22 protein-coding genes and 1 pseudogene are annotated in these 22,101 nt (G+C 36.2%); 14 read left to right on the top strand and 9 right to left on the bottom strand.

All coding sequences use genetic code 11. The features are described 5' to 3' along the window. The first annotated feature begins 96 nt into the window (after positions 1–96). From U9K52_RS18555 to U9K52_RS18525, 7 genes are all read left to right on the top strand, one after another. Entirely contained in the window at positions 97–909 is an 813-nt protein-coding gene (locus tag U9K52_RS18555; protein WP_248394583.1) for a hypothetical protein, read from the top strand. A gap of 173 nt (positions 910–1,082) precedes the next feature. Beyond that, positions 1,083–2,486 (top strand): MFS transporter, encoded by a 1,404-nt coding sequence (locus U9K52_RS18550; protein WP_248394584.1) that lies wholly within the window; start codon positions 1,083–1,085, stop codon positions 2,484–2,486. A 527-nt stretch (positions 2,487–3,013) separates the two neighbouring features. Then, entirely contained in the window at positions 3,014–3,916 is a 903-nt protein-coding gene (locus U9K52_RS18545; RefSeq protein WP_322927705.1) for a pirin family protein, read from the top strand. Positions 3,917–3,930: 14 nt separating this feature from the next. After that, positions 3,931–4,464, top strand: a complete 534-nt coding sequence (locus U9K52_RS18540) for an NADPH-dependent FMN reductase (protein ID WP_248394586.1) — start codon at positions 3,931–3,933, stop codon at positions 4,462–4,464. 7 nt (positions 4,465–4,471) lie between these two features. After that, positions 4,472–4,870, top strand: a complete 399-nt coding sequence (locus U9K52_RS18535; RefSeq protein ID WP_248394587.1) for an OsmC family protein — start codon at positions 4,472–4,474, stop codon at positions 4,868–4,870. A 1-nt stretch (position 4,871) separates the two neighbouring features. Continuing rightward, positions 4,872–5,171, top strand: a complete 300-nt coding sequence (locus U9K52_RS18530) for a GNAT family N-acetyltransferase (RefSeq protein WP_248394589.1) — start codon at positions 4,872–4,874, stop codon at positions 5,169–5,171. Between the two features lie 131 nt (positions 5,172–5,302). Beyond that, positions 5,303–6,742 (top strand): sodium:solute symporter, encoded by a 1,440-nt coding sequence (locus U9K52_RS18525; RefSeq protein WP_263602440.1) that lies wholly within the window; start codon positions 5,303–5,305, stop codon positions 6,740–6,742. Positions 6,743–7,022: 280 nt separating this feature from the next. On the opposite strand, the gene U9K52_RS18520 is transcribed toward U9K52_RS18525, so the two are convergent. The 3 genes from U9K52_RS18520 to U9K52_RS18510 all read right to left on the bottom strand — a co-directional run bounded on the left by U9K52_RS18520 (position 7,023) and on the right by U9K52_RS18510 (position 8,394). Further along, positions 7,023–7,262: a hypothetical protein gene (locus U9K52_RS18520; protein ID WP_322927703.1), complete on the bottom strand. Its 240-nt coding sequence runs from the start codon at positions 7,260–7,262 to the stop codon at positions 7,023–7,025. 131 nt (positions 7,263–7,393) lie between these two features. Then, complete coding sequence (locus U9K52_RS18515; RefSeq protein ID WP_322927702.1) at positions 7,394–8,020, bottom strand: hypothetical protein; 627 nt, start codon at positions 8,018–8,020, stop codon at positions 7,394–7,396. Continuing rightward, positions 8,017–8,394 (bottom strand): hypothetical protein, encoded by a 378-nt coding sequence (locus U9K52_RS18510; protein WP_322927700.1) that lies wholly within the window; start codon positions 8,392–8,394, stop codon positions 8,017–8,019. The genes U9K52_RS18515 and U9K52_RS18510 overlap by 4 nt, the downstream gene beginning before the upstream one ends. Positions 8,395–8,707: 313 nt before the next feature. On the opposite strand from U9K52_RS18510, the gene U9K52_RS18505 reads away from it, so the two are divergent. The 4 genes from U9K52_RS18505 to U9K52_RS18490 all read left to right on the top strand — a co-directional run bounded on the left by U9K52_RS18505 (position 8,708) and on the right by U9K52_RS18490 (position 12,273). Then, on the top strand, positions 8,708–9,634 hold the full coding sequence (locus tag U9K52_RS18505) for an IS1595 family transposase (protein WP_322927699.1): 927 nt from the start codon (positions 8,708–8,710) through the stop codon (positions 9,632–9,634). A gap of 15 nt (positions 9,635–9,649) precedes the next feature. Then, complete coding sequence (locus tag U9K52_RS18500; RefSeq protein ID WP_322927698.1) at positions 9,650–9,865, top strand: hypothetical protein; 216 nt, start codon at positions 9,650–9,652, stop codon at positions 9,863–9,865. A 555-nt stretch (positions 9,866–10,420) separates the two neighbouring features. Then, a complete protein-coding gene (locus tag U9K52_RS18495; RefSeq protein ID WP_263602439.1) occupies positions 10,421–11,272 on the top strand; it encodes a transketolase in 852 nt (283 codons plus the stop codon). A gap of 53 nt (positions 11,273–11,325) precedes the next feature. Further along, positions 11,326–12,273, top strand: coding sequence for a transketolase family protein (locus U9K52_RS18490; protein WP_248394595.1), 948 nt, complete (start codon positions 11,326–11,328; stop codon positions 12,271–12,273). A 49-nt stretch (positions 12,274–12,322) separates the two neighbouring features. Here U9K52_RS18490 and U9K52_RS18485 read toward each other — a convergent pair whose 3' ends face one another. The 5 genes from U9K52_RS18485 to U9K52_RS18465 all read right to left on the bottom strand — a co-directional run bounded on the left by U9K52_RS18485 (position 12,323) and on the right by U9K52_RS18465 (position 19,296). Continuing rightward, positions 12,323–12,736, bottom strand: coding sequence for a nuclear transport factor 2 family protein (locus U9K52_RS18485; protein ID WP_322927697.1), 414 nt, complete (start codon positions 12,734–12,736; stop codon positions 12,323–12,325). A 3-nt stretch (positions 12,737–12,739) separates the two neighbouring features. Further along, the gene (locus U9K52_RS18480; RefSeq protein WP_263602438.1) at positions 12,740–13,267 is read right to left on the bottom strand and encodes a TetR/AcrR family transcriptional regulator; all 528 of its coding nucleotides are present in this window, start codon (positions 13,265–13,267) and stop codon (positions 12,740–12,742) included. Between the two features lie 181 nt (positions 13,268–13,448). Continuing rightward, positions 13,449–13,826 carry a hypothetical protein gene (locus U9K52_RS18475; RefSeq protein WP_248394599.1) on the bottom strand — a complete coding sequence of 126 codons (378 nt, stop codon included), beginning with the start codon at positions 13,824–13,826 and terminating at the stop codon, positions 13,449–13,451. Between the two features lie 68 nt (positions 13,827–13,894). Further along, on the bottom strand, positions 13,895–14,365 hold the full coding sequence (locus U9K52_RS18470) for an Lrp/AsnC family transcriptional regulator (RefSeq protein WP_029298841.1): 471 nt from the start codon (positions 14,363–14,365) through the stop codon (positions 13,895–13,897). Between the two features lie 134 nt (positions 14,366–14,499). Beyond that, positions 14,500–19,296 carry a hypothetical protein gene (locus U9K52_RS18465; RefSeq protein ID WP_322927695.1) on the bottom strand — a complete coding sequence of 1,599 codons (4,797 nt, stop codon included), beginning with the start codon at positions 19,294–19,296 and terminating at the stop codon, positions 14,500–14,502. A 4-nt stretch (positions 19,297–19,300) separates the two neighbouring features. Between U9K52_RS18465 and tsaD the strand changes: the two genes are divergently transcribed. From tsaD to U9K52_RS18450, 3 genes are read left to right on the top strand one after another with little or no spacing between them, the layout of a single operon-like run. Next, the gene (tsaD, locus tag U9K52_RS18460) at positions 19,301–20,317 is read left to right on the top strand and encodes a tRNA (adenosine(37)-N6)-threonylcarbamoyltransferase complex transferase subunit TsaD (protein ID WP_312173428.1); all 1,017 of its coding nucleotides are present in this window, start codon (positions 19,301–19,303) and stop codon (positions 20,315–20,317) included. Beyond that, complete coding sequence (locus tag U9K52_RS18455) at positions 20,314–20,709, top strand: hypothetical protein (protein WP_322927694.1); 396 nt, start codon at positions 20,314–20,316, stop codon at positions 20,707–20,709. The genes tsaD and U9K52_RS18455 overlap by 4 nt, the downstream gene beginning before the upstream one ends. Then, positions 20,706–21,410: an RsmE family RNA methyltransferase gene (locus U9K52_RS18450; protein ID WP_322927693.1), complete on the top strand. Its 705-nt coding sequence runs from the start codon at positions 20,706–20,708 to the stop codon at positions 21,408–21,410. The genes U9K52_RS18455 and U9K52_RS18450 overlap by 4 nt, the downstream gene beginning before the upstream one ends. A 25-nt stretch (positions 21,411–21,435) precedes the next feature. Here U9K52_RS18450 and U9K52_RS18445 read toward each other — a convergent pair. Further along, positions 21,436–22,101 (bottom strand): annotated as a pseudogene (locus tag U9K52_RS18445) (hypothetical protein); the annotation flags it as partial.

Below are 22,101 nucleotides of genomic sequence, written 5' to 3'. Positions count from 1 at the left end.
GTAACGATAATAATATTGTTACAATTTAACCGTTTATGAAAAATATTATCTAATAAATAATTATATTTGGAAAACGAAAATATCAATTATAAAAAAATGAGAAGAAACATTACTATCTTATTTGCTTTATTATCCATGACTTTGGCTTTCGGACAGGGAAAATACGGCAAATATCTTAGCTCCAAAAAACTTGCAATGGTGTATAAAAGTGTGAAGGATGCTGATAAAGAAGACTTTTATCAACAATACTATTGGCTGGTAAAAGCTGAGCAGCTGAAAACATATCCTCACCTGAAAGAAATAAAGCCAAAAGTTTTATATGAATTTGTAAAGAAAGTTAACCCTCAGAATCCTACCAAAAAGCTTGATGACAGAGGAAAAGAGCTAAGAGAAACTGCAGAACTGTCTTTGAATCAATATTTCAAAAACAAGAACCTTGAGAACAACTCTGTTTTGATGTACAATCTTGAAACGTATGTAGATCCTTCAAAAGGACAATATTATACAAAGATTGATGCTGAAAAAATCAAGGAGCTGGTACCGAAAGAGCTTTTTGCTTTCAATTCCAACAACAGAAATACAGGAGAAGATACAACGTATTATCTGTGGATCGATAAAAAGAAAGACGATTTCAACATCGTGAGCATCATTCCGGATGAAAAAGAGAATAAAGCTTTCTATGCAAGATTAAAGCAGTATCTTCCAAGTTACAAATTCTCGAAATATGTTCCTTCCGTAAAAAAAGGTACCAAAACAGACAGAACGGATGCAGAATATTATTACATCATGCCATTTGAGCAAAATACCGACAACATCGAGTACAAAACAAAAGATTTCAAAACCTTTGAACTGAGCCAGTACAGAAAAGCCGGCGAAGAGTGGAAAGGGGTTGAAAAACCAAGAAAATAAAATCAAAGTCCTGCGGAAATCTGCAGGACTTTTTTAGTGGTTTAAAATTATAAAAAGTCTCCTGATACTAATTTTTTAAAATAAATAAATCCAAAGGAATAAATATTGCTGTAAACACTACCATTTTAATTCTTTGAACCAAACAAATCTGGATAATTCCAGTATCAGAAACAATGTCAGAAGCCGTTTCGCAACCTAATTCGATAAAGAAAATATTACCGCTGATCTTAGCAACCGCAATCTTTATGCAGATGCTGGACTCCACTGTTCTCAACACTTCACTCCCGGCTATTGCAAGGGATCTGAAGGAATCCCCCCTGAATATGCAGAATGCTATTATCAGCTATGTTTTAACGCTGGCCGTATTCATGCCGGCAAGCGGATTTCTGGCAGACAGGTTCGGGACCAAAAAGATTTTTATCACATCCATCATATTATTCAGTCTCGGTTCCCTTTTCTGTGCCCTTTCACAAAACCTTACCCATTTGGTTATTTCGAGGGTGATACAAGGAATCGGCGGGAGTCTTATGACACCGGTCGGAAAACTGGCGCTTATTAAAACATTCGACAAAAATGAATTGCTTAAAGCCATGAACTTTGCTATTATCCCCGCTCTTATTGGTCCGGTTCTTGGCCCGCTCGTTGGAGGTTATATGGTAGATTACCTTTCCTGGCACTGGATTTTTCTCATTAACATACCGATTGGCATTCTTGGGGTAACATTAGGATTAAAATTCATGCCCAATTATAAATCCGCAGATGTGGATTTCGATTTAAAAGGCTTCCTGATTTTTGCAGCAGCTTCTCTCCTTCTTTCCATTTCTCTTGAGCTCTTCGGAGACCTTCAGAATACAACGCCCGTTCTTATTGTTTTCATATTGGGATTTCTTTTCATGTATTACTATTACCGTCATGCGAAAAGAGATAACAGTCCTATTTTCCCGTTAAATTTATTCCAGGTAAGAACTTTCAGGGTAGGAATTGTTGGAAATCTTGCTACCAGACTGGGAATCAGTTCTGTTCCATTGTTATTACCATTAATGATTCAGATTGCGTACGGACAATCTGCCGTCACCTCAGGATGGATCATTGCTCCGATGGCCCTTACCGCGATCTTCGGAAAATCATATGTCATTAAAATATTAGACAAATTCGGGTACCGGCAGACACTTATGATCAACACTTTCATTATCGGTACACTGATCTGCTTACTCGCCATTCCGGACATCAATACTTCCCTGTACTGGTTTGTGCCTATTATTGCGGTATTGGGATTCTTCAACTCGATTCAGTTTACTTCAATGAATACCATTTCCATTGCAGATCTCCGAAACTTCCAGACCAGCAGCGGAAATTCGCTTTTATCCGTCAATCAGCAGCTGGCTATCGGATTTGGAATCGCTTTCGGACTGATTGTTTTAAAGATTTTTGAAAGTACCGATCTTATTCATGGTGAGCCGCATAATGCCTTCCGGTATACATTTCTTACCATAGGCATTCTTACGATTATTTCCGGTTTTGTTTTCAGAAGACTTCATATTTCGGATGGAAAAAATATGAAATCGAAGGAAGACTAAAAAATTTATAATTAGATGGAAATTTCAGCTTGTAGTTGAGCTCCTATTCTCATTAATTAATTTCTAAATTTCTTCAGTATAAAAGTATAAACAGACGTTATAAAAAACTCCGGTTGCTAACATCCGGAGGTCGATTCTTGCTCGACATACTTTAATATTTAAGTGACACTATATCATAACAAGAATAATGCAAGGCTGGCGTTAAGAGCTGTTTAAATACAGATCCGCAGGTATAGCATTCACTTACTTAAATATTACCACACATCAATACATTCAGCCTGCGTTTCCCTTACCTTTGCTTTATAATATCAATATTATGGCAGATGAACCGATCTATCATTAAGACTCTTTTTATGATAAATGCAAGAGGAAAAATTATGCATGCTTAGAAGATTATAACCTGGGAAGATTCGGTTGTCTGTGGCATTAATTTAACTTAAAATTCAAATCCGTTTATTATTTTTCCTATTTTTATGGAAAATGTTTGCTGATTTCAGTACCATCAGCTTAATAAAAATTAATATATTATGTCAAATATCGGACTTATTATAGAAGAAAAATCTGCAGACATAGGAAATTTTCTGGTGGGCAGGCTTTTACCTTTTCGTGAAAAAAGAGCAGTCGGGCCTTTTGTTTTTATAGACCACATGGGACCTGCCGAATTGAAAGATTATCAAAATTTAGATGTTCCGCCACATCCGTATATCGGGCTCTCAACATTAACCTATCTTCTGGAAGGCTCTATTTTCCACAGAGACAGCGTGGGTAGCGCCATTGAAATACAACCGGGAGCCGTCAACTGGATGACTGCCGGAAAAGGCGTTGTGCATTCTGAAAGAACACCGGAATACCTGAGACATTCTGACAAGAGACTTCACGGTTTCCAGATCTGGGTAGGCCTACCGAAACATCTTGAACAATCAGAACCTACCTTCCATCATATTGAAGCAGATGAAATTCCGGCTTGGGAAGAAGATGGTATACAATATAAACTGATCGCAGGTGAAGCATTCGGAAGAAAATCTCCGGTTCCCGTTCACAGCAAGTTGTTTTTTATCGAAATTAAAACAAGAGATGCAAAAAAAATAAGCATCGGAAAAGATCTTTACGGAGAAGCAGCCATGTATGTATTGGACGGAACAGTTTCTACCGACGGAAATTCGTATGGTTCCAAGCAGCTCATGATTGCGAAAGATACCAAACTCTGCGAGTTTGATATGAGTGAAAACGGAACAGTATATCTTTTCGGAGGTGAACCTTTCGACGAGGAACGTTTTATATTCTGGAATTTTGTAAATTCAGACAGAGAACTGATTGAGCAGGCAAAAGTAAACTGGAATGACCAAAACCATGAAGCTTTTCCTTTGGTTCCGGGAGACGAAGAAGATTATGTACCGCTTCCGAAAGCCATTTTAAACAGAAAACCATAGGACGAAAATAAACTATGAAAATATTAGCATTTGCAGGAAGCACTTCTTCCACCTCCATCAACAGAGAGCTTGTAAAGTTTGTGTTGAAAGATTTTCAGGATGACGAGATTAATTTAATTGATTTAAATGACTTCGACATGCCCGTGTTTTCCGTAGACCGAGAAAAAAAGGGGTTTCCGGATGAAGCGCATCATTTTTTAAAGGTTATTGAAGAATGTGATGCCATTATCTGTTCCCTGGCGGAACACAACAGATCATACAGCGCTGCATTTAAAAATGTATTCGACTGGGCTTCAAGAATTAATGTAAAAGTTTTCCAGAATAAGCCAATGCTTCTGATGTCTACCTCGCCCGGAGGGTATGGTGGCGGAAATGTTATGAATACGGCAAAAACATTTTTTCCACAGTTCGGCGCCGATGTAAAAGAAACTTTTTCACTGCCGAAATTTTACGAGAATTTTGATATGGAAAGCGGTGTTATTGATCCTTTAATGCGAAAAGATCTAAAAGATAAAATCAGTAGCTTTAAAGCACAGATAAATAATTAAACAGACAATGGCTATAACCGTAAAAGCTAGTTTAGGCAAAGAAAAGTACTACACCGAAGTTATCGCCGGTGAAAACACCCTGATTACCGACGAGCCGTTGGATAAAGGTGGCGGAAACAAAGGTTTCAATCCTTTTGAAATCCTGGCTACTTCGCTCGCAAGCTGTACTGCAGCAACCCTCAGAATGTATATCGACAGGAAAGAATGGAATATTGATACCATTAACGTAGAAGTGGAGCTTGAAAATTTCCCTTTAACCAAAAGAGCAATTTTCAAAAGAGATATTACTTTTGAAGGAATAATCCCCGATGAAGAACAGATTAAAAGACTCAGGGCCATTGCTGATGCATGTCCTATTCATAAAATATTAACCAACGATATTGAAATATTAACCAAATTTTCATAGTATGATTGAAGTAAAACAAAGCAACAACGAAAAAAACGGAAATTTTGAAGCGTTTATAGATGGTAAACGTGCAGGTTTAATGACCTATACCTGGGCAGGAGAAGAAAGATTCATTATTGATCATACTGAAGTGGAGGAAGCTTATAACGGAAAAGGCGTTGGCAAAGAAATGCTTCTGGCTGCGGTAGACTTTGCAAGAAAAAACGGAAAAACCATTATTCCGCTCTGTCCTTTTGCAAAAGCTACTTTCCAGAAACATGAGGAGCTTCAGGATGTTCTGGTAAATCAGGCACAGGCATAGGATGATTAAGGCTAAGACTTATTCGATCTTATTTTAAAAACTACCTTCCAGAGTAAATCCGGAAGGTTTTTTATTTTTTTAAGCAGAATATAAAAAAACTATATTTGCTAAAATTTTAATTTAAACAGAACATGTCTCCGATTATTTTATTATCCATTATCATCATCTACTTCGCATTGCTGCTCTGGGTAGCATACAAAACAGGAAAAGGAAGTGATAATGAGAGTTTCTTTATAGGAAACCGTAAAAGTAACTGGATGCTGGTTGCCTTCGGAATGATCGGAACTTCTTTATCGGGAGTTACCTTTGTGAGTGTTCCCGGAGCAGTAGGAAATGACAAGTTCTCTTATTTACAGATTACATTAGGCTATCTCATTGGTTACATTGTTGTTGCCTACGTTCTTCTTCCTTTATATTACAGGCTGAAACTGACCTCCATTTATGGCTATCTTCAGCAGAGAATGGGACAGCTTTCTTATAAATCCGGTGCTTGGATCTTTATTGTTTCAAGACTGGTTGGTGCAACGGCGAGGTTATACCTTGTTGTAAATATTCTTCAGGTTTCTATTCTGGACAGTCTGGGTGTTCCTTTTATCGTTACTACCCTTATTATCTTAGGAATGATTATTCTTTACACGTATGAGGGGGGCGTAAAAACCATCGTCTGGACAGATACCCTGCAGACTTCCTGCATGCTTTTAGGACTGATAATCTGTACGGTTTATATGCTGAACCATCTCGGATTAAGCATTGGTGACAGTTTTACAGCAATGAATGAAAAAGGCTACACGAAAATTTTTGATTTTGATCCGAATCAGAAAAGTTTCTTTATTAAACAAATTCTGGCCGGAGCTTTTATTACAATTACCATGACAGGAATTGATCAGGAAATGATGCAGAAAAGCCTTTCTGTAACCAGACTGAAAGATTCTCAGAAAAATATGGTTACTTTAGGTTTCATCTTGTTAGGAGTTATTTCATTGTTTCTTTATATGGGAGGCCTTCTTCATCTTTACGGTGCACAGGAAAGTGTTTCCAGCGCAGGCGACCAGCTGTTTCCGGATATTGCCCTAAATCATATGCCACCATTTATATCAATCATCTTTATTATTGCTCTTATTTCGGCTTTATTTCCAAGTGCGGACGGTGCGATGACGGCACTTACCTCATCACTTTGCATTGATATTTTCGGAATGCGGGAAAAAACGCAGTGGGACGACAGCAAGAAGGAGAAATTCAGAAAAAACATTCACCTTTTGGTTGCTTTGTCTTTTTTAATAATGGTTATTATTTTTAAAGTCATTAATGATAATTCAATGATCGGATTAATCCTTAAGCTTGCCGGATTTACGTACGGACCACTTTTAGGTTTATTTGCGTTCGGGATTTTCACAAAATATAAAGTGAAGGACAAGCTGGTTCCATTTGTCTGTATCGCCGCGCCGGTGATTTCTTTTCTTATCGACAAGTATCAGGAAAAACTCTTCGGAGAGTTTAAAATCGGGCTTGAACTTTTAATCATTAATGGCCTGCTTACTTTCATAGGACTTTGGCTGATCAGAAGAAAATAATATTATTTATCCAAATTAATTGGTATTTACTTATCATTTTCAAATGAAAATAAAGTCCGTGATAAAAATTTAAGGTAACTACATACAAGTTTACACAAAGATACGAAATTAGCAATCCGCCAAAAAATAAATTCTGCCGTAACTTCACTCAAAAATAAAGCTATGGCAGAATTAAAAAAGATTACAAATGAGGAAATCCATGATTTTATAATGGATTTAGGTTCTATGATTCCAGCAGGAACCCTATGGTCTAATGATATGAGAAAAAGATTTGAAAAGATTACTTCTTATTTGAATTCCCTTTCTTAGAATTAGACACATTTCTATCATAAGGAGATTTATTTGTTGGTTGTAGTGAAATGTTCTGTTGACTAGCTTTGCTGCTAATAGACGCCTTAGATCTACCAAGTTCGTGAGCAATAAGACCTGTGGGAGTGTTGCCATTTGCTAGTTTTTTTAACTTTTCAATCTCTTGAGTACTCCAATTTTTTCCTTGATTTTTTGGTGTTTTCTTTTCCATAAGTTATAAGTTTTTAGTTTCCACTAATATAAGAAAAAACTTTTCCCATATTGAGAAAAGTTTGTAAATTTGAAAAGCCGGATTAAACGGTTTAGAATTCTAATGAGTCTGCTTATTAAAGTAGGCTCATTTTATAACTTGGAAATTTTTTCTTTTAGTTTTTCATTTTCTACGTAAAAGTCACCATATTTTTTGACGTTATCTTTATACTTATTATAGAGCGTTTGATTTTCGTAATGAAAATTAGTAATGATCTTATCAATTTCTGCATCATTCATACTATTAGCTTTTAATCGCTTTTTCAATTTGTCTATTTCATCAATAACTTCAGTGGTACGATCTATAATAAGCTGAGAAATTTTTGCTTCCTTTTCTTGTTTTTCAGCTATTTTTTTTTGTTTCTTGATTCTTCTTTTTTCATAATAATCAGCCCAAAGATCACGCATGTGATCTGTATCAATACTCAAATCTAACTCTTGTACCGCAGGTTTTACTTGTCCATAAGCCCCTCCAGTAGGAGTATGCTGTGTTGTATAATGTTTCTGATCTTGTTGGCCTTTTACAAATCCATTATTATATCCAGTTTGATAATCATTTTTAATATCTCTATCTCCAATTGGAGATATTGGTGCTATGCATCCTAAAATATTATAACAATATCCTGCTTTATATCCTGCTGAGAAGCCATTTTGATAAATATCTTGACAATATAAAATTGTTGACAGTAACACTGTAAAAATTGTCATTAGTTTTTTCATGATTTTATATTATTAAGTTCTTTATTTAATATTTGACGTCCATATATAGCCAGAATAATTCCGTTTATCCCTATGGCTTGATTTTCATAAAGTTTATTGTAAGGAAGAATAAATAGGAATATGACAAATACTGATATTATTATATAATGACAAGTTGTAAAGCCAATTTTAATATCAGAAGTAGATCTCTTTTCTCCAGAATCAAATGTGAAGTAATAAATTAGCGCATAAGCTAAAAAGGTTGCAGTAAAACTGCTTAATACAGAAATAAGAAAAAAACTAAGTTGAGAATTTTTACCTGAAAATATATAGCAGGAAATAATTTGAAGAATTACAGATATAAAGAATAGAACTGGAATACTAATGTTTTTCATTGACTGGTTTTTAAATCACTCAGTCCCAAAATGAAAGGTTAATAAATACAGAAAGCGTGGGACTTAGCTGTATTTATTTCTCGTGAGGCTCTGGTAAGCCAATAGGTAAATAAACAGGAAGACCCACGCCTATGGCATGAGCATTCGCATATTTATATACACCTATTTTTGAATTTACCAGATTCCACGAGGTAGTATAAACTGCTAACGCTTAATTTTTTCGTTAAAGATTGTTACAAAAATAGTAGTTTAAAGTGTTAAAAAACAATACTAAATGAAATTTTTCGTAAATTAGTTCTATTATTATACACCAATGATAAGCACAAATATTAAATCAGTATTAGAACTATTGAATACTTTTTCAACGGAACAAATATGCGTCGAATATTTAGAGCAAATGCGATGGAATGGTATTGTTGAAAGTCCTTTTGATTCTACATCTATTGTCTATAAATGCAAAGACAACAAGTATAGATGTAAAAACACCGGTAAATATTTCAATGTAAAAACCGGATCAATGTTTGAAAACACCAAAGTGAGCCTTCGCAAATGGTTTTTGGCTATCTGGCTTGTCACTTCACATAAGAAAGGAATTAGCTCAATTCAGCTATCAAAAGATATTGATGTTACACAGAAAACCGCATGGTTTATGTTACAAAGAATAAGAGCTTGTTTTGTTGTTGAGAACAATAATGAGTTAGAAGGAATTGTAGAATGTGATGAAACATTTATCGGCGGCAAGAATAAAAACCGACACAAAGATAAAAAAGTTCAAAACTCCCAGGGACGAAGTTTTAAAGATAAAACTCCAGTAATGGGAATGTTACAGAGAGACGGAAAGATAAATGCTTTTGTTGTTTCAGACACAAAAAGGAATAGCATTCAGCCCTTAATATGTCGCTTTGTAAACCCTGAAAAAACAAAGCTCATAAGCGATGAATGGCTCGGATATAATGGATTGGAAAAGTATTATGACCATAGAATAATTGATCATTCTAAGAAAGAATATGTAAGTTTGCAAGACTCATTTATACATACGAACAATATCGAAGGAAGCTGGAAGATATTAAAAAGTGCTGTGAGCGGAATGTACAATCATGTTTCCCGAAAACACTTACAGAAATACGTTGACGAGTTTGTTTATAGATACAATCTAAGAAAAACACCTGAAAATGAAAAGTTCAAACATTTACTTTTACATAGTAATGTTAGAACCAAATACAAAGAATTAGCAGCATAAGCTTATATTTGAATTATGGAATTACAAGAGCTTAAAGATAGAAACGTGAAAAGCGTTAATCTTAACGGAATTGAATACTTTGATGTTAAAGATATCAAAGAAAATCATCCTGATCTTAAAGTTGATATAAAGAAAGTTCTTATTGTTGGGAAGCAAATTTATATTACTGCAGAAAATATTCAGGAAATTACAAATTTTGATAAAGTCTTTAAAGGACTATTCAAAGCTTAAAAAGTAAAATTTGAACATAATAAAAATATCCCTCATAACGAAGGATATTTTTTTTGGTTTGCTTCAAGATATATTTCTATATTTATAAAAGGTTTTCCATCTAAATGTCGAATCGGTGAAATGAAGAAGCATCGAAGGTGACACGGTGATGGTTGTCATCGCTTAAACTTGTAATGTAATGGCGACAAAACCTACAACCAAGTTCGTAAGAGTAAACAAGCCAACACAAAATGGCAGAAAATACTTTTACAGAAGCAAACCTAAAAACTGTAAAAAGTAATTAGGTTTCGGGGCGGTATAAAACCCGTCCCTTTTACTTTGTAAATATATAACAAATTTGTTTATCACTTTTATTTGCTGTAAACTTGTATGTAGTTACCAAATTTAAAATTATACTTTATCAGATCATTAATTATAAAACCGGCTTACCTTTACTTAAAAATACTTATCATTAAAAATACGCTAAAAGATTAAAATCCGGACACAGATCCGGGTTTTTACATTTCCGTAAGCCATTTAAAAATTGTAGATTTGTGTGCATATAAATTCTAAGCAATGAGTAAAAGCATCGAAGAGTTGAAATCTCTTACTACACAAATCAGAAGAGACATTTTAAGAATGGTTCACGCTGTGAATTCCGGTCATCCAGGTGGAAGCTTAGGTTGTACCGAATTTTTCACAGCCCTTTACGGAAAAGTGATGAACTATAAACTTCCTTTCACGATGGAAGGTAAGAATGAAGACCATTTTTATCTTTCGAACGGACATATTTCTCCGGTATTCTATTCTACTTTGGCAAGGTTCGGATTTTTCCCGGTGGACGAATTAAGAACTTTCAGAAAATTAGATTCCAGATTACAAGGACACCCTACGACTCATGAAGGGCTTCCGGGGATCAGAGTAGCTTCCGGCTCTTTGGGACAGGGACTTTCCGTTGCTCTCGGTGTAGCTCAGGGTAAGAAATTGGATGGGGATAACTCTTTAGTATATACTTTACAGGGAGACGGAGAATTGCAGGAAGGCCAAAACTGGGAGGCTTTTATGTATGCAGCTTCCAAAAAAGTAGACAATATCATTTCTACTATTGATTATAACGGACAGCAAATTGATGGAAGTACAGAGAATGTGCTTTCATTAGGAAATCTTCATGCCAAGCTGGAAGCTTTCGGGTGGATGGTTCTTGAAGAGAAAAACGGTAACGATCTTGAAGCGGTAATTGCCATTCTTGAAAAAGCAAAAACCGAAACCGGAAAAGGTAAACCTATTGCTATTATTCTTCATACAATCATGGGGAACGGAGTAGATTACATGATGGGAACTCACGCCTGGCATGGAAAAGCACCAAATGACGAGCAATTGGACACGGCTTTCAAACAATTATATTTAGAAGCTCCGGCTGATTATTAATTACAAGTAATAAGTAATTGATAATAAGTAATCTTAATTAATAATTAGAAAAAATGAAATTTACATATACAGAAAAAAAAGATACACGTTCAGGATTCGGAGCCGGATTGGCTGAGCTTGCAGATAAAAACCCAAATGTTGTTGCACTTTGCGCAGACCTTATCGGATCTTTAAAAATGGAGAAATTCATTGAAAAAGCTCCTGAAAGATTTTTTCAGGTAGGTATCGCGGAAGCGAATATGATGGGCCTTGCCGCAGGATTGAGCATCACTGGAAAAATTCCTTTTACGGGAACTTTCGCCAACTTTTCCACTTCCAGAGTGTATGACCAGATTCGTCAGTCTATCGCGTATTCCAATAAAAATGTAAAAATTTGTGCTTCGCACGCAGGTCTTACTTTAGGAGAAGACGGCGCTACACATCAGGTTTTGGAAGACATCGGAATGATGAAAATGCTTCCCGGAATGACGGTAATCAATCCTTGTGATTACAACCAGACCAAAGCGGCTACCATTGCTATTGCTGAGCACGAAGGTCCTGTTTATTTAAGATTCGGAAGACCAACTGTTCCGGTTTTTATTCCTGAAGATATGCCTTTCGAAATTGGAAAAGGAATTATGCTTCAGGAAGGAACTGATGTGACAATTGTTGCAACAGGCCACCTGGTTTGGGAATCTCTTGTTGCTGCAGATGAGCTTGAAAAAGAAGGCATTTCTTGTGAAGTGATCAATATTCACACCATCAAGCCTCTTGATGAAGAAATCATCTTAAAATCGGTTGAAAAAACAGGAAAAATCGTAACGGCTGAGGAACATAATTATCTTGGGGGAATGGGAGAATCTATTGCCGGAATGCTTGCCAGAAGAAGACCTACAAGACAGGAATTCGTAGCGGTGAATGATACTTTCGGAGAGTCTGCGACACCTGCTGAACTGATGAAAAAATATAAGATTGATTCGGCTGCCGTGAAAGAAGCGGTGAAAAGAATTTTAGATAAATAATTTTTTTTCGAATTATACATAAAAGCATCCTTTTGGATGCTTTTATTATTTAGATGAACTTTCGGTCTTCTTCTTTGATAGCTAAATCGTTGATGCTTGCGAATCTTTTTTTCATAAGGCCATTTTCATCAAATTCCCAGTTTTCATTTCCGTACGCCCGAAACCAATTTCCTTCTTTATTCTGATATTCATACTCGAAACGAACGGCAATACGGTTGTCTGTATGCGCCCAATATTCTTTTTTCAGCTTATAATTAAACTCTTTTTGCCATTTGCTGCTGAGAAACCTTATAATTTCTTCCCTTCCATTGACAAATTGGTCCCTGTTTCTCCACTCACTATCAGTGGTGTAAGCTTTGGAAACTTTTTCAGGGTCCTGGCTGTTCCAGGCATCTTCTGCTAACTGAATCTTTTCCAATGCTGTTTCAAGTGTAAAAGGCGGAAGCGGATGTTTTTGTTCCATAATTTAATTAATTAATTGGTTGATAATTTTTTTTGATTTTTCTATAAGCTCATTTTTTCTGAAAAGCTGACTTTCAATTATGCTGCTTTCAAACAATAAATAAATATGATCTGAAAGATCTTTATCTTCTGTTATTTCAGAAAAAAAATTTCTCAAATCTGTTTTATGATGCTGAATGACATTTAATATTTTCACATTATCTGTAGGAATTTCAGACAAAATATTAAGGAAACTGCAGCCTCTGAAATTTTCTTTTTCATTCATATAAATCAGGAAATCGAAAGACGAAAGGATTTTAGACTTCGTTTCTTTTTCCTGTATGGTAAATTGATGTAATTCATTAAACCAATAATCATGTCTTACGTTTAAAAACTCAACACAGAGATCTTCTTTAGATTTAAAATACTGATAAAAACTCGCTTTAGCTACATTTGCTTCTGAAATGATCTGATTAATTCCTGTTGAATGATATCCTTGTTTTGCAAAAAGTTCAAATGTTGTTTTTACAATTCTTTCTTTTGGTGATGGCATACTGTTTTATTTGATAAGACAAATGTATACATTAATTTTCAAAACAGACAGATCGTTCTGTCTATATTTGTTATGCATTTTTATCTATCACCGATAGCAGAAATTCATGATGTTGTCTCTAAAAAAAAATAAAAGCGGGCAAAAGCCCGCTCCTAATGATTTATTATATTGCATTTATTAATCACCTGAAAAACTTCCACTTAGGAATAATGGCCAGCATTCCAAAACCGGTGAAAAGGAAAAGATTGGTTACATCCGTATACAGGAATGTAGACAGGTAATAATTATGCATAAAGAAATGTAAAACAAGCAGTGCAGGAAAGGCAAAAATGCCTATTTTTCTATAAAAAAACATGAGTATAAGACTTACCACCATCAATGCATCAATTGCGAAAACAGTGTAAGCATACCAGGCAGGAATATTCAGGGTTTCATGCTGTAAATACTCATCAAGATCAATCCCGAACCCCATCAGGGTAAATAACATCAGGGCTGCGAATGCGAGGATAAAACCCCATCCTTTTTTAGGATTTTCGTCAAAGTAGCTGTATTCTTCCATAAGTACAAAAATAAAGAACTTATGAGAGATTTCATAAGTTCTTTTATATAATTTGTTTTGAAAAACGATTATACGGAAATCGCGTTGATCAGTCTGTTTTTGTCACTTAGATATTCTTCCATGGAAATCATACTCTCTGTTCTCATTACATCCTGAATATCATCGATCTGATAAATAATTCTTTTTGCATCGTCCGTATTTTTAGCTCTTACTTTACAGAAAATATTGTATTTTCCGGAAATAACGCTTGCTTCGATTACATTTGGAATGGTTGACAACTCTTTCAAAACCTCTTGTGTTCTGTTAGATTTCGTAAGAAGAATTCCTATGAAAGCTGTAAAATGATAGTCTAATTTTCCATAATCGATGTTAAGAGATGATCCCAAAATAATACCTGCATCCTCCATCTTTTTCACTCTTACGTGAATTGTACCAGCGGAAACATCCATCTGTTTAGCAATTTCTGTAAAAGGCATTCTTGTGTTTTCTACTAAGAAATCAAGAATTTTCTTGTCTATTTCGTCCAGTTGATAGTTCATATTAGTTAAATTACAATTTTCTTAAAAAAACAATGTATTTTTTGCAAATTTATAAAAAATAATTTAACTAAAAAAATTATATTAAACATTAACAATAATTAACACATATGAGAAAAATCATTATAAATTTAGAATTATTTTGTATTTGATTTTATAGAATCTGTTTTTATTCCTGTTTGATCTTCAGGTGCATTTTTTACTTTTTTCTTCTTTTTGAATAAAGAATTGAAGCTCTTGCTCCATACGATACCTCCTCCATAAGCCTGATTGGCAGTACCGTTTGAGCCCGCACCATTAATGACACCAATATTGGAAGGTTTTGAATACCCTCTCAGCACCAGACTTCCATCATTCTTTTTAGAAATATCATATTCAATTGTTCCTTCTCCGGAAAGATAATTGGCTTCCGTATTTTCAGTTTTGGTAAGAGGAATTCCCAAACCGGTTTTCACTTTTATTCTTGGTGAAAGAGCGAAACTCACCCCTGCATTCGCACGGTCGCCCGTATTGGAATATTGGTCTCCTTTCACATAATTAAGGTCAATCTGGAATTCATTACTCATGGTATTAAGTACAGAACCCAACTGCTTTAAAAGAAGGTTGTATCCTGATGATTCTGCAACGCCTGCAACATCCACATCAACTCCTCCGGTTTTAGAAACATTAAAACTATTTAAAAGCAATACAGATCCGAACTGCAATACCTTCTCCCCTTCCTGGCTCATTTTTGCAGCCAGTGTTTCTTTAACCTGACTGGAAACATCCAACGCAGTAACATCAAGATCAACCTGGGGATCTACTAGAGACTGTGTAATATTAGCCTGCAGTAAAATACTGATTGGCTGAAGACTTCCCATGTTAAGATATTCTCCGGCATTGGAAACCATTCTTACATAATTTGCTGTAATGTTAAGCGCGGGTTTCATGGCATCTCCATCCCACCGGATGCTGCTGCCTTTTTCAATCTGGAAGGTTTTATTCAGAATTGCTTTTGAAACAAAAGTTCCGTTTTCCACTTTATACGTTCCGTTCATAGCAATATTTCCTTGTCTGCTCATCTGGAAACGCAGTTTTTCAGCAGCACCTTTCACTGTAATATTTCCTACTTCGTCACCAATCAGAACATTTACTGTAGTTCCTTTATCCACATCGAGTGCAAAATCGATATTCATATTGGCTCCGGATTTTTTCTTATCTTCTAAAGTTACCAGACCGTCTTTTCCTTCCTTAAGGAACCTCAGCATTTTGAACTCTTCAACATTGGAAGTAGATCCCGAATTGAATGTAAAAGTACTTCCGCTCAGGGCTTTCATATTAGGAGTGGAAAGACTGAGACCTGAAACCGGGCCATCCACATAGAGATCTCCCTGTCCGTAGACCCTTCCCCAGAACAAATCGTAATCCTTTTGAGTGGTATTCAGAACTAATAGATTGTCCGCCCGCATTACCAGGTTGACTCCCATTGAAGAGAGCGTTTCAAACTGAATTGCTCCCGAAATATTTCCGCTCGAATTTGTTCTTCCGTCGTGAACCCCGATATTATTCAGGATGGCCAGACCTTTGGTAAGCGGAATTACCGTATCGTCAAAAGAATAATCTACCCCGGTAAATAAAAGTTTAAGCCCGAATCCTTTTAAAGCGATATCGCCACTGTAATCCAAATCACTGAATTTTCCGCTGATCTTAAGATCTCCTGTAGCTTTTCCCCTTAAATTTCCAAAAACTGTAGTTACAAACTGCTGTGCAAAAGCAATATCAAAATCCCTCATTTCAGCGGTAAGATCTATCGTAGGCGAAGAGGTATTATTATTTACGGTTCCCGTTACATGAAGGCTGTTATTTCCTATTACTCCCGCAGAGTTTACCCTGATATCAACATCGTAAACATTCAGGGAGAATCCGTTGGTTGCAGAAATTGTAATGTCTCCCATATCGTTTCCGTTCATCATGATATCATCAATGGTCATATCCACTAAAGGCTGAAGCGTGCTTTTATCCATGCGAATCTGTACACTGCCGTTGGCAAGTCCTTTAATATTCATTGTATTTCCTCCCGGCTGCATTTCCAGGAGCTTTTCTATGGAAAAATCATTGACTTCCGCATCCAGATAAAAATCTTTAGCTGATTTGAATTGCGCTTCTTTAACAAGTAATGAACTGTTATCGGAATAAATTCTCAGATTCCTGATGTCAAAATCTTTTTCCTTTTTACGATAGGTAATAGAATGATTAAGTTCAGGACTTGTATCAACAGCCCATGTTACTTCATTAAATTTAACCTCCGTAGGCTCGAATCTGAATATAAAATCTCCTCCCGCATTGGTAGACTGATTGACATTAATAGCATATTCCTTCATCGTATCATCAAGCTCATCTTCAGGACTTCCGTGTTTGAATTTTGCCGCTAAATGAAGAAGTGTGTTATCTTCATTTCTTCCGCTTAGGGTAACATCTTTGAGAATATTTTTGTTATACTGTAACCTGCTGATTCTTGCAAAAATCTGTTCATCAAGATTCGCTGTATTGATCCTCACCATTACACTGTCCACCATAGCGCTGTCCCTGGTAACATTATCCCTTTCATTAATGGTATAGGCAGGATTGGCTGCTGCAAGAGCCCGGTCTGCGTCCGTAATTTCACGGGTTTTGGTCATGATATATTTTAAAGAAGCAGCATCAAGATTCAAGATTAGATTATTGGAATTTCCATCGTACTGCCCTTCTACCTTTGCACCTTGCGGTAATTTAAGATCCGGAAGAAAATAGCTTACCAGGCCCTGTTGAACATCAAAATTCATGGCAAAACTCTGTCCTCTGTACATCTTTCTTGGAGCTGGTCCTACGAGAATTCTGTTCAATCCGTTTTCTACCATTCCTGTAAGATCACCTAGGTTATATCTGCCTGATATTTTCCCATTAACGGCTCCCGGCGCGTCCACATCAATTACGCGGCCTCCGTTTTCCATAAACGTTTTCAGTTTTGCTGTCGGAATATAGTATTTCTGGCTGGCTGTAGCGAAATTAATTCCGTTTGCCTCAACATCAAGGGTAAGGTCATTGATTGAAGACATGGCCATCTTACCATTTACCTTTCCGCTTACAATCTGAGTTCCGGGAGTATTGGTAAAATAATTCATATTCAGATAATTAACATCAGCATTTACATTCATCGAAATTCTTGATGTGCTGAAGTCAATTAATCCTTTAATATTGGCTTTTGCCTGCTCATCATCCACTGTAATGAGTCCGTTATATTTTTTATGATCAAGAAGGCCCTCCAGATAAATGTTGTTGATCTCCTTATTCATGATTTCAACACTGGTAATTCTTGATTTCGTTGTCAGTCTCATGGTGTTGACATCGAAACTCTGACCGTTGATATCAAATCTTCCTGAAATTAAGCCTACTGCTTTATTTTTGGTAATTACGGAAGTATTTAAATCTTTAACTTCAGCAATTCCTACATATTTTGGCATTGATGAGCTGTACTCTGTTAATGAAAACCTGGTAATTTTCGCCTGTCCGATTCCGGTAATGAGGTTTCCGTTGGCTACATATACCTTATTCGGATTAACACTTGCTGTTCCATTATATTTTAGTTTGCCGAAATCATCTGCAAAGTTTTTCATCTTTGTAGCAATGAATGAAGGCATCATGGCCTTAAGATCTTTATAGGTAAAATCTGCAGAAAGATCCGGGGTTTCGATTAAAAAGTTACCCTTTAATAATCTGTCGACCTTCATGGTTTTGGTTGCTATATTCACATCCGGATTTCTGATTAGGAAATTATCCAGCCGGAAATTATTTAACGGACCAGCCATTTTACCGGAAATATTAAACGGCTTGAAATTGTCCCAATTCGTTACAAAATAGCTGATATCATAGCCGCTCAGCTGGCTTCCCTGCCGTAGATTCATTTCCCACTTTACTTTATCAGCAAAATCTGCCCATGAACCGTCATCATGAAGATTGAATTTTATATCTCCCTGCAAAAGCGAATGATCTGTATTTAACGTCAGATCTTTTAAAGAAAGATAATCCGGCGTCATTGAAAGCTCTGTAGAAAAAGTATCTACAAAGTGAGATTTGCCCCATCGCTTTGTCGTAAAGGACATGTTATTGATGAGTGCCGAAATATTTCTTCCGTTGATTTTTACATTAGGTGCTTTCAGGTTAAAATTGGTGGCAGTTAACCATTTTCCTTTTTCTCCAGGAGAATTTAAATTCACAATAGAAACTTTAGAATCAAGGATCTGAAGTCTTGAATCCAACTGAAAAGGAGGTTTATTGGGATCTCTTTTTTTTCCGCTGTCAAACAATTGGGTGAAACGGATAAAGTTTGAAATACTGTCGCCTTTATAAGTAATTACTTTTACATCGGCATTTTTTAGCGTAAGCGAGTTAAAGCTTAACGAATTGTTTTTTGTAATGTTGCCAAATAAAGAAAGCCAGTTTGAATTGGCAATAAACTCTTTAGACTGAATAAAATCATAGCCTTTATAATCTTTGATTTTCAACCCTTTAACCTTTACATTCCCGAAGAAATTTACCTCCACGCTTTCCGTTGACATCTGGGCTTTGAAATCCCTGTTTACGACCTGCAGCGCCTGATCAGCAGCCCATTGCTTGGTAACCGGAAGATTAATCGCGATAAAAATAGAAACAACAAGTCCAAGTCCGAGCCAGAAGAGAATCAAAAGCAGACGTGCCCACCATGAGTAACTGGTAACATCTTTTACGGCCTGTTTTCCGAATTCTTCAGCCGTTTCTACCGGGTGCTTGATGGCGTCAGAAGCCAGCTCAGAAGCTTCTTTTACGGTCTCCTTCACTTTTTCCCCGGCGTTTTCCACGGCTTTTTGTACCTGATTACCTAAGTTTTCAGCTACTGATTTTTTGTTCTCATTCTCGTTATTATTCTCTAACTTTGCCATTATTATGAGCGACTCTATAATTTTAGGTATTGAATCGTCTTGCGACGACACATCAGCAGCTATCATCAAGGGAAATTCTATTCTGTCGAACATTGCTGCAAACCAGGCAATCCATAAAGAATATGGCGGTGTTGTTCCTGAGCTTGCATCACGTGCTCACCAGCAAAATATCATTCCGGTTGTTGAAAAATCTCTAACTAAAGCAAATATACAACAAAATGCAATTTCCGCGATAGGATTTACCCGGGGTCCCGGCCTTTTAGGATCTCTTCTTGTGGGAACTTCCTTTGCTAAGTCTTTGGCAATGAGCTTAGACGTTCCGCTGATCGAAGTAAACCATCTTCAAGCACATATTTTAGCGCATTTCATTGAGGATGCAAATCCTATGCCGCCTACATTCCCTTTTTTATGCCTTACCGTAAGTGGCGGACATACCATGATCGTCCTGGTAAAGGACTATTTTGACATGGAAATTATCGGGAAAACAACTGATGACGCAGCAGGTGAAGCTTTCGATAAAATCGGAAAAATTTTCGACCTGGATTATCCTGCCGGACCCATCATTGACAAGCTTGCCAAAGAAGGTAATTCTGAAGCATTTAAATTTAACAAACCTAAACTGGAACAGTATGATTATTCTTTCAGTGGAATAAAGACTTCCGTACTGTATTTTATTCAGAAAGAAGTGAGAAAAGATCCGGATTTTATTAAAAATAATATCAATGACCTTTGTGCTTCGGTGCAGAAATCCATCATAGAAATCCTGATGAACAAGCTTGAAAAGGCCGCGAAAGACTTAAATATTAACGAAGTTGCCATTGCCGGCGGTGTTTCCGCGAATTCAGCTTTGAGAAAAGCCATGCAGGATAATCAGGAAAAACTGGGCTGGAATATTTATATCCCGAAATTCGAGTATACCACCGACAATGCAGCGATGATTGCGATGGTAGCACAGCTGAAATTTGAAAGAGGAGAATTTACGGATTTAAGAACCAGTGCAACAGCAAAATACGATCTATGAAAATTCTTTTAGAAGAAAAAATATTGGGGACACAATCTAAGAAAAATTCAAAATATTATTGGATCTTAGAAACCGTTACGGGAAAAAATGATGCCTCCGAGCTTTATATGGATTACTTTCCATCCAGCTCCGAAACAGGGTATATCCAGGACATAAAAGATGAAATTATACAAAAAATAAATGCCGAAAATATTTTCAGCTTTCCCTATGAGCCCAAAGAAGGAGATTATTTGTCCATTAAAAATAATTTAAGAAAACAGGAATATTTAAATCTGATTTACCTTAACGACCATTGGATCGAAGAAATATACATCTGTTCTTACCGAAATTGTGATACAGATATTTACACGACCATAAAAACAGGAGTGGCTTTTTTAACGCAAGATCTATGAAACTATTTTACGGAGAAATTGAAGGAAATCGAGTAACAATCAACGATGAAGAACAGCAGCACATTGTAAAGGTGCTGCGGATGAAGGAAGGCGAAGAGATCCATATAACCGACGGGAAAGGGAATCTCGCTTCCGGAAGACTGATGATTGAAGGGAAGAAGGCAGCGATCTCGATTGATGAAATTAAAACCGGACTGCCGGATTTTCATCCTCAACTGCACATTGCCATTGCTCCCACGAAAAATATTGACCGTATTGAGTTTTTTACAGAAAAAGCCGTAGAAATGGGAATTTCTGAAATTACTATTTTACAAACTGAAAAAACGGAACGTAAAAACCTGAATATCGACAAACTGAGAAAACAGGCAATTGCCGCATCCAAGCAAAGTCTGAGATTTCATTTTCCGGTTATTAATGACAGCATTAAACTTCAGGATTTTTTAAAAACGATCAGTTCAGAAAATACATTTGTAGCTCATTGTCACGAAAACCTTCACCGGATTGCCTTAAATGAGATCCCTAAACTTGACCAGATGACTTTCCTCATCGGCCCTGAAGGTGATTTTTCTGAAAAGGAGATCAAATTATTAGCTGATCATGATGTGAAAGCTGTTTCTTTAGGCAATCAGCGGCTAAGGACCGAAACAGCGGGAATTTTTGTAGCGGCGTGGAATTATGGTAGTTTGAAAGATTTTGTATGAGTTTTTCTTTAATAATATAATTATTCTATAAAACAAACCCACTGCAATTGCGTCCGATATCCGGCATATAAAATCTTGCTCCATAATCATACATTCCCGTCTCCTGAAGTTCTTTTCCGTTGTACTTGTACTGATACGCAGGATTTCCTGCCAATGCATTATACCCTTCATGTTTTAACCCGAAAGGATAGTAATTATTCTCTTCAAGAACTTCTATGCTGCTGCCATTATTAAAGTAGCTTAACCTAATATTTCCTAAATGATCAACATAATTGTAAATATACTTATTATTTTCAAAATTAAAATACCCTTCGGAAGTCGGGACAAATTTTAAAGAAACAATTGGTGTATTACCATTAAGCTGTTTAGATTCATATTGGAAGCTATTTAGATAATCTACAGTAATAGATTCCTCCCCAGATCCAGTGGGGTTTTTGTGAAGGTATATTTTCCGAATTTTTTCTCCCGATGCGTTATATTGATAGAAACTACGTATATTAACAGGACGTGCAAAATTTCTGGGAATATAAACCTGATCGAATTTTATATAGCTCGGGAGATTCAGGAAATTATAATCAATCTCAAGAATTCCTTTGTCCTGATGGCTCGTCATATTTCCATTATTATCATACCCAATCTCAATACCGGAAGTATCAGGATATCCCCTGTAATCCGTAGAAGAATCGGTAAT

The sequence above is a fragment of the Chryseobacterium sp. MHB01 genome (genome assembly GCF_034651565.1).
Taxonomy (GTDB): Bacteria; Bacteroidota; Bacteroidia; order Flavobacteriales; family Weeksellaceae; genus Chryseobacterium; species Chryseobacterium nepalense.
This window is presented reverse-complemented; position numbering and strand designations above follow the sequence as displayed.

Excerpts from the sequence above, each read along its gene's own strand:
- U9K52_RS18530 (WP_248394589.1), top strand. The coding sequence starts at position 4,872 with ATGATTGAAGTAAAACAAAGCAACAACGAAAAAAACGGAAATTTTGAA.
- U9K52_RS18510 (WP_322927700.1), bottom strand. The coding sequence starts at position 8,394 with ATGAAAAACATTAGTATTCCAGTTCTATTCTTTATATCTGTAATTCTT.
- U9K52_RS18465 (WP_322927695.1), bottom strand. The coding sequence starts at position 19,296 with ATGGCAAAGTTAGAGAATAATAACGAGAATGAGAACAAAAAATCAGTA.
- U9K52_RS18500 (WP_322927698.1), top strand. The coding sequence starts at position 9,650 with ATGGAATTACAAGAGCTTAAAGATAGAAACGTGAAAAGCGTTAATCTT.
- U9K52_RS18515 (WP_322927702.1), bottom strand. The coding sequence starts at position 8,020 with ATGAAAAAACTAATGACAATTTTTACAGTGTTACTGTCAACAATTTTA.
- U9K52_RS18545 (WP_322927705.1), top strand. The coding sequence starts at position 3,014 with ATGTCAAATATCGGACTTATTATAGAAGAAAAATCTGCAGACATAGGA.
- U9K52_RS18470 (WP_029298841.1), bottom strand. The coding sequence starts at position 14,365 with ATGAACTATCAACTGGACGAAATAGACAAGAAAATTCTTGATTTCTTA.
- tsaD (WP_312173428.1), top strand. The coding sequence starts at position 19,301 with ATGAGCGACTCTATAATTTTAGGTATTGAATCGTCTTGCGACGACACA.
- U9K52_RS18485 (WP_322927697.1), bottom strand. The coding sequence starts at position 12,736 with ATGGAACAAAAACATCCGCTTCCGCCTTTTACACTTGAAACAGCATTG.
- U9K52_RS18535 (WP_248394587.1), top strand. The coding sequence starts at position 4,472 with ATGGCTATAACCGTAAAAGCTAGTTTAGGCAAAGAAAAGTACTACACC.
- U9K52_RS18555 (WP_248394583.1), top strand. The coding sequence starts at position 97 with ATGAGAAGAAACATTACTATCTTATTTGCTTTATTATCCATGACTTTG.
- U9K52_RS18480 (WP_263602438.1), bottom strand. The coding sequence starts at position 13,267 with ATGCCATCACCAAAAGAAAGAATTGTAAAAACAACATTTGAACTTTTT.
- U9K52_RS18525 (WP_263602440.1), top strand. The coding sequence starts at position 5,303 with ATGTCTCCGATTATTTTATTATCCATTATCATCATCTACTTCGCATTG.
- U9K52_RS18505 (WP_322927699.1), top strand. The coding sequence starts at position 8,708 with ATGATAAGCACAAATATTAAATCAGTATTAGAACTATTGAATACTTTT.
- U9K52_RS18490 (WP_248394595.1), top strand. The coding sequence starts at position 11,326 with ATGAAATTTACATATACAGAAAAAAAAGATACACGTTCAGGATTCGGA.
- U9K52_RS18450 (WP_322927693.1), top strand. The coding sequence starts at position 20,706 with ATGAAACTATTTTACGGAGAAATTGAAGGAAATCGAGTAACAATCAAC.
- U9K52_RS18455 (WP_322927694.1), top strand. The coding sequence starts at position 20,314 with ATGAAAATTCTTTTAGAAGAAAAAATATTGGGGACACAATCTAAGAAA.
- U9K52_RS18540 (WP_248394586.1), top strand. The coding sequence starts at position 3,931 with ATGAAAATATTAGCATTTGCAGGAAGCACTTCTTCCACCTCCATCAAC.
- U9K52_RS18475 (WP_248394599.1), bottom strand. The coding sequence starts at position 13,826 with ATGGAAGAATACAGCTACTTTGACGAAAATCCTAAAAAAGGATGGGGT.
- U9K52_RS18495 (WP_263602439.1), top strand. The coding sequence starts at position 10,421 with ATGAGTAAAAGCATCGAAGAGTTGAAATCTCTTACTACACAAATCAGA.
- U9K52_RS18520 (WP_322927703.1), bottom strand. The coding sequence starts at position 7,262 with ATGGAAAAGAAAACACCAAAAAATCAAGGAAAAAATTGGAGTACTCAA.
- U9K52_RS18550 (WP_248394584.1), top strand. The coding sequence starts at position 1,083 with ATGTCAGAAGCCGTTTCGCAACCTAATTCGATAAAGAAAATATTACCG.